The sequence below is a fragment of the Streptomyces sp. genome (genome assembly GCF_031181555.1).
Lineage (GTDB): Bacteria > Actinomycetota > Actinomycetes > Streptomycetales > Streptomycetaceae > Streptomyces > Streptomyces fimbriatus.
This window is the reverse complement of sequence record NZ_JAPSKQ010000084.1, coordinates 21445-27570: the sequence shown is the minus strand read 5'-3', so window position 1 is coordinate 27570 and position 6126 is coordinate 21445. Positions and strand designations below refer to the sequence as shown.

Sequence of the window (6126 nt, the reverse complement as noted above, 5' to 3'; positions counted from 1 at the left end):
CTCCGCAGCAGCGTCCGCATCGTCCGCATCGCCACCGACAGGTTGGCGAGGTCGAAGGAGTCGGAGCCGTGGATCTCCTCCAGGGTGGTGCGGGCCCGGCCGAGCAGCGCCGCGTTCTTCTGCTCCCACAGCCGGAAGCGCTGCTGCGGGGTCGCGGAGCCGTCGCCCGCCGCCAGGACGTCCGCGGTCACCGCCGCGTGCGCCGCGTACAGGTCCTCGCGGATCGCCGCGCGGGCCATGGACTGCCAGCGGTCGGCGCGCGGCAGCTCGATGATGCGGTCCATCAGCTGGGTGATGCGCAGCCGGTCGGCGAGGTCGTAGTAGACCTCGGCGACCTCCAGCGGCTCCCTGCCCGTCCGGTCGGCCACCGACACGATGTCGAGCGTCGGGAAGGCGGAGGAGAACCCGGCGACCCGGGTGGCCGGCTCGTCGGGGACGCCGGCGCCGGTCAGCTCGTCGTAGATCTTCTGGTACCAGTCCAGGTCCGCGCCGCGCAGCAGCTTCGGCAGCTGCGACCAGACCTGCTCGACGCGCTCGGCGAAGAAGTCCACCGTCTCCTGGAGCTCCAGCGGCTGCGGCCGGTTGTTGAGCAGCCAGCGCGTGCCGCGCTCCACCAGCCGGCGCGAGTGCAGCCGGATCCGGGTCTGGACCTCCGCGTCGACCTTGTTGTCGAGGGCCTCGACCTCGTCCCACACCGCCGAGGAGCGGAAGATCGCGCGGGCCGCGGTCTGCGCCCGGACGATCTCCTCCAGCGACGCGCCGGTCTCCTCGCGCAGCCGGTGCAGATACGTCGTACCGCCCGTGTTGACCGTGTCGTTGACCAGGACGGTCGTGGTGATCTCGCGGCGCAGCGGGTGGCTGTCGATGTGCTCCTGGAACCGCTCGCGCAGCGCGGTCGGGAAATAGGCGTGCAGCAGCACCTTCAGGTAGGGGTCGTCGGGCAGCGAGGTGTGCAGCAGCTCCTCGGCGACCGTGATCTTCGTGTACGCCATCAGCACGGCCGTCTCCGGCCCGGTCAGGCCCTTTCCGGAGGCGAGCCGTTCGCGGATCTGGCGGTCGGTGGGCAGGAACTCCAGGGCGCGGTCCAGGTGGCCCTCGCGCACCAGGTGCTTCAGGAAGCGCTGCTGGGCGTGGAGCATGTCCTTGGACTGGGCCAGCGCGTTGGCGATGGCGGTGTTCTGCGCGTAGTTGTTGCGCAGCACCAGACGGCCGACCTCGTCGGTCATCTCGGCGAGCAGCCTGTTGCGCTGCTTGACCGTCATGTCGCCGTCCGCGACCAGGCCGTTGAGCAGGATCTTGATGTTCACCTCGTGGTCGGAGGTGTCCACGCCCGCGCTGTTGTCGATGGCGTCGGTGTTGATCCGGCCGCCGTGCAGCGCGAACTCGATCCGGCCGAGCTGGGTCAGGCCCAGGTTGCCGCCCTCGCCGACGACGGCGACGCGCAGGTCCTGGCCGTCGACGCGGATGTGGTCGTTGGCCTTGTCGCCGACGTCGGCGTGGGACTCGGTGGACGCCTTGACGTACGTGCCGATGCCGCCGTTCCACAGCAGGTCCACCGGCGCCTTGAGGATCGCCTTCATCAGGTCGGCCGGGGTCATCTTGGTGACGCCGGGCTCGATGCCGAGGGCCTCGCGGATCTGGGAGTTGACCGGGATGGACTTGGCGGTGCGCGGGAACACGCCGCCGCCGGCCGACAGCAGCTCGGTGTCGTAGTCGGCCCAGGAGCTGCGGGGCAGCTCGAACAGGCGGCGGCGCTCGGCGTAGGAGACGGCCGCGTCCGGGTTCGGGTCGATGAAGATGTGCCGGTGGTCGAAGGCGGCGACCAGCCGGATGTGCTCGCTGAGCAGCATGCCGTTGCCGAACACGTCACCGGACATGTCGCCGATGCCGACGACGGTGAAGTCCTGGGTCTGGGTGTCCACGCCCAGCTCCCGGAAGTGCCGCTTGACGGACTCCCAGGCGCCGCGGGCGGTGATGCCCATGCCCTTGTGGTCGTATCCGGCGGAGCCGCCGGAGGCGAAGGCGTCGCCGAGCCAGAAGTTGTACGACTGGGCGACCTCGTTGGCGATGTCGGAGAAGGTCGCGGTGCCCTTGTCGGCGGCGACGACGAGGTAGGTGTCGTCCTCGTCGTGCCGGACGACGTCCGCCGGGGGCACGACCTCGCCGGCCACCATGTTGTCGGTGATGTCGAGCAGCGCCGAGATGAACGTCCGGTAGCAGGCGATGCCCTCGGCCAGCCAGGCGTCGCGGTCGACGCTCGGGTCGGGCAGGTGCTTGGCCACGAAGCCGCCCTTGGCGCCGACCGGCACGATGACGGTGTTCTTCACCATCTGCGCCTTGACCAGGCCGAGGATCTCGGTGCGGAAGTCCTCCCGGCGGTCCGACCAGCGCAGGCCACCGCGCGCGACCTTGCCGAAGCGCAGGTGCACGCCCTCGACGCGCGGCGAATACACCCAGATCTCGAACGCCGGGCGCGGCGCCGGGAGGTCGGGGATGGCCTGCGGGTCGAACTTCATGGAGACGTAGTCGTGCGGCGTGCCCTCGCTCGTCTCCTGGAAGAAGTTGGTGCGCAGCGTCGCCTTGATGACGGTGAGGAAGGAGCGCAGGATGCGGTCCTCGTCGAGCGAGGCCACCTGCTCCAGGGCGGCGTCGAGCTCCTCGAGCAGGGCGTCCACCAGCTCGTACCCGGCGCGCTGGCGGTCCGGCGACATCCGGGCCTCGAACAGGGAGACGAGCAGCCGGGTGGTGTGGACGTTGTTGCGGAGGGTGTCCTCCATGTAGTCCTGGCTGAAGGTGGAGCCCGCCTGGCGCAGGTACTTGGCGTACGCCCGCAGCACCATGGCCTGCCGCCAGGTCAGTCCGGCGCTCAGCACGAGGGCGTTGAAGCCGTCGTTCTCCGCCTTGCCGGTCCAGGTCGCGGCGAAGGCGTCCTGGAACCGCTCGCGTGCGTCGTCACCGAGGTAGTCGGCGCCGGCCGCCTTGGGCATGCGCAGGCCGAAGTCGTAGATCCAGGCCACGCTGCGGTCGGCGCACCGCAGCTCGTACGGCCGCTCGTCGACGACCTCGACGCCGAGCCGCTGGAGCACCGGCAGCACCGCGGAGAGGGAGACCGCCTCGCCCCTGCGGTAGATCTTGAAGCGGCGTTCCTCGGGAGCCGCGCCCACCGGCTCGTACAGGCTGAGCTCGAAGTTCCGCTCGTCGCTGAGCAGTTCGATGCGGACGAGGTCGGCGACCGCGTTGCGCGGGGAGTGGTCGGCCTTGTAGCCCTCGGTGAAGGCGCTCGCGTAGCGGCGCAGCAGCTCGGCGGCGCGCTCCTCGCCGAACTCGGCCGTCAGCGCCTCGGCGAAGCCGTCGGCCCAGGAGCGGGCGGCCTCGACGAGCCGGGCCTCGATGCGCTCCTTGTCGGCGTCGGACAGCTCCGGCAGCTCGGTGCCCTGCGGGACGCGGACCACGAAGTGCAGCCGGGAGAGGACGGACTCGGTGTTCCAGGCGGTGAAGTCGACGCTGATGCCGCCGAGCTCCTCCTTGAGGATGTCGATGATCCGCAGCCGGACACCGGTGGTGTAGCGGTCGCGCGGCAGGTAGACGAGGGCGGAGTAGTAGCGCCCGTACTCGTCCTGGCGCAGGTAGAGCCGCAGCCGGCGGCGCTCCTGGAGGTAGAGGACCGAGGTGACGATGGCCTGGAGCTCGTCGGCCGGGGTCTGGAAGAGCTCGTCGCGCGGGTAGGTCTCCAGGATCTGGAGCAGGTCGCGCCCGTCGTGGCTGTGCGGCGAGAAGCCGGCGCGCTCCAGGACCTCGTCGACCTTGCGCCGGATCACCGGCACCCGGCGGACGGACTCGGTGTAGGCGGCGGACGAGAACAGTCCGAGGAAGCGCCGCTCACCGACGACGTTGCCGTCCGCGTCGAACCTCTTGACGCCGATGTAGTCCAGGTACGACGGCCGGTGCACGGTCGCCCGGCTGTTCGCCTTGGTCAGCACCAGCAGCTTGTGCTCGCGCGCCTTGGCGCGGGCGTCGGCGGGCAGCCGCTCGAAGGACGGGCTGACCGGGTGGCCCTCGGCGGAGGCGTGGTGCGGGTCGGAGCGCAGGATGCCGAGGCCGGTGCCGGGAACGGCGGCGAGCGAGTCGTCCTCGCGCAGCTCGTACTCGCGGTAGCCGAGGAAGGTGAAGTGGTCGTCGGCCAGCCAGCGCAGCAGCTCGCGGGCCTCCTCGACCTGCTGCTGGGGCAGGTCGCCGGGGACGGGCTCGTCGGACAGCCCCTCGGCCAGCCGGATCGCCGCCTGGCGCATCTTGCCCCAGTCCTCGACGGCCTCACGGACGTCGGACAGGACGCGCAGCAGGTCGGCGGTGATCTGCTTGAGGTCGCCGCGGTCGGTCTCGCGGTCGATCTCGACGTGGATCCAGGACTCGACGTGCGCGTCGTGCGGGAGGTCGCCGCCGGCCGCCGGGGTGGGGAGCACCTCGATCAGCTTGCCGGTGACGTCCCGGCGGACCACGACCTGCGGGTGGATCACGACGTGGATGCCGCGGCCCTGGCGGGTCAGCTCGTTGGTGACGGAGTCGACCAGGAAGGGCATGTCGTCGGTGACCACCTCGACGACGGAGTGGCTGCAGGTCCAGCCGTTCTCCTCGACGGTCGGGGTGTGGACCCGGACGTTGGCCGTGCCCTGCGGGCGGTTCTCGGCCAGCCGGTAGTGCGAGACGGCGGCTCCGAAGACGTCGACCGGGTCACGGTCGGTGAGGTCCTCCGGGGCGGTGTGCAGGTAGTAGCGCTGGAGGAACGCGAGCACGGAGTCCCGGTCGGGGGCGCCCTCGTCCGCCGTCCCGGTCGGTAGTTTCCCCCCGGCCGGGCTGTTCTCAGCTACCCGGGCGGCCCTGTCGAGCAGCTCGGCCTTGGCTTCGTCCAGCTTGGTCTGCATGGTCCTCTGGCTCCTGTCGCGCGCCGTTGCGTGACGTAGAAGGAAGTACGGTCTCTGACCTTGTGGTGTGGTGATACGACGCGGGATGTCCGGTCTGTGCCGACGCTGTGCCGCAAGGTGAGACGAGCGGGGGCCCCTCGGCCGATTCCGACGCGCCCGACGGGTATGACGCTACTCTCCGCGCCGCCTGTCCCCGGGGAGTGCACCGCGTCCCGGGGCCCCGCCGGGTCCCGTCCCGCCCGTGAAGACCAGCGACCGCCACCCGGTCACGGATGTCGTCCGTGCTCTCCGGGCGCACAGCGGAGACGTCCATGTCCCCGCGAGATATCGCGCTGATCACGCCACCAAGGCTATCGCTCCCTGCAGGGGGCCCGTCATGAGCCGTATGTGTACAAAACCAGGGGTCGAAGTTTGACGTTCTGCACAGTGCGCACCCGATGACGACCGGTCACCGGCACCCGGTGGCCCCGGGGGATCCCCGCAGCCTTCACGCCGCGAGACGTTCCGCCTCCGCGACGGCCTCCGCCAGGGTGTCCACCACCGGTACGCCCACCGCCTCCAGGCTGGCCCGGCCGTGGGAGCCGCCGGTGTAGAGGACGGCCCGCGCCCCCACGTGCCGTGCGGCCAGCGCGTCGTCGGCCGCGTCGCCGATCACCACCGTGCGCTCCGGGTCCACACCGGTCAGCGCGCCGAGGTGGCGCACCATGTGCTCCGCCTTGCTGCCCCCGGACGGTCCGGTCCGCCCGTCGACCCGTATGAAGTGCGACTCGATGCCGAAGCCCCGGACCAGCGGCACGAGGTCCTCGTGGCCGTGCATGCTGAGGATCGACTGGCTGCGCCCCGCCGACGACCACCCCGCCAGCAGCTCCGTCACCCCCTCGGCCAGCCCGCACCGCACCCGGTGCTCCGTGTAGTACCGGTGGAAGGTCGCGTCCATCAGCTCCCACTCGGCCTCGCTCGGCAGCCGCCCCATCAGCCGCTCGTAGAACCTCGGCACCGGCACGCAGTACAGCTCCCGGTACCGCTCCAGCGTGATCGGCTCCAGCCCCAGCTCGGCGAAGGCGGCGTTCGTCGCCCCGATGACCGCGTCGACATCGTGGAACAGCGTCCCGTTCCAGTCCCAGACGATGTGCGCGTCCCTCTGCATCCCCATGCCCAAGAACGTACCCGGCCGCGCTGACATTCAGGAGAACAGCGGTCGGCGCCC

At 70.8% G+C, this 6126-nt stretch carries 2 protein-coding genes; both read right to left on the bottom strand.

The features are described from left to right. Positions 1-4919, bottom strand: a 4919-nt coding sequence (locus RIM90_RS18345; RefSeq protein WP_309061793.1) for an NAD-glutamate dehydrogenase, incomplete at its 3' end; no start/stop codon positions are given. 487 nt (positions 4920-5406) lie between these two features. Beyond that, positions 5407-6072 (bottom strand): HAD family hydrolase, encoded by a 666-nt coding sequence (locus RIM90_RS18340; protein ID WP_309061792.1) that lies wholly within the window; start codon positions 6070-6072, stop codon positions 5407-5409. Positions 6073-6126: the final 54 nt, after the last annotated feature.

What these genes read in the sequence shown, in the direction of transcription:
- RIM90_RS18340 (WP_309061792.1), bottom strand. Translation starts at nt 6,072, where the DNA reads ATGGGGATGCAGAGGGACGCGCACATCGTCTGGGACTGGAACGGGACG.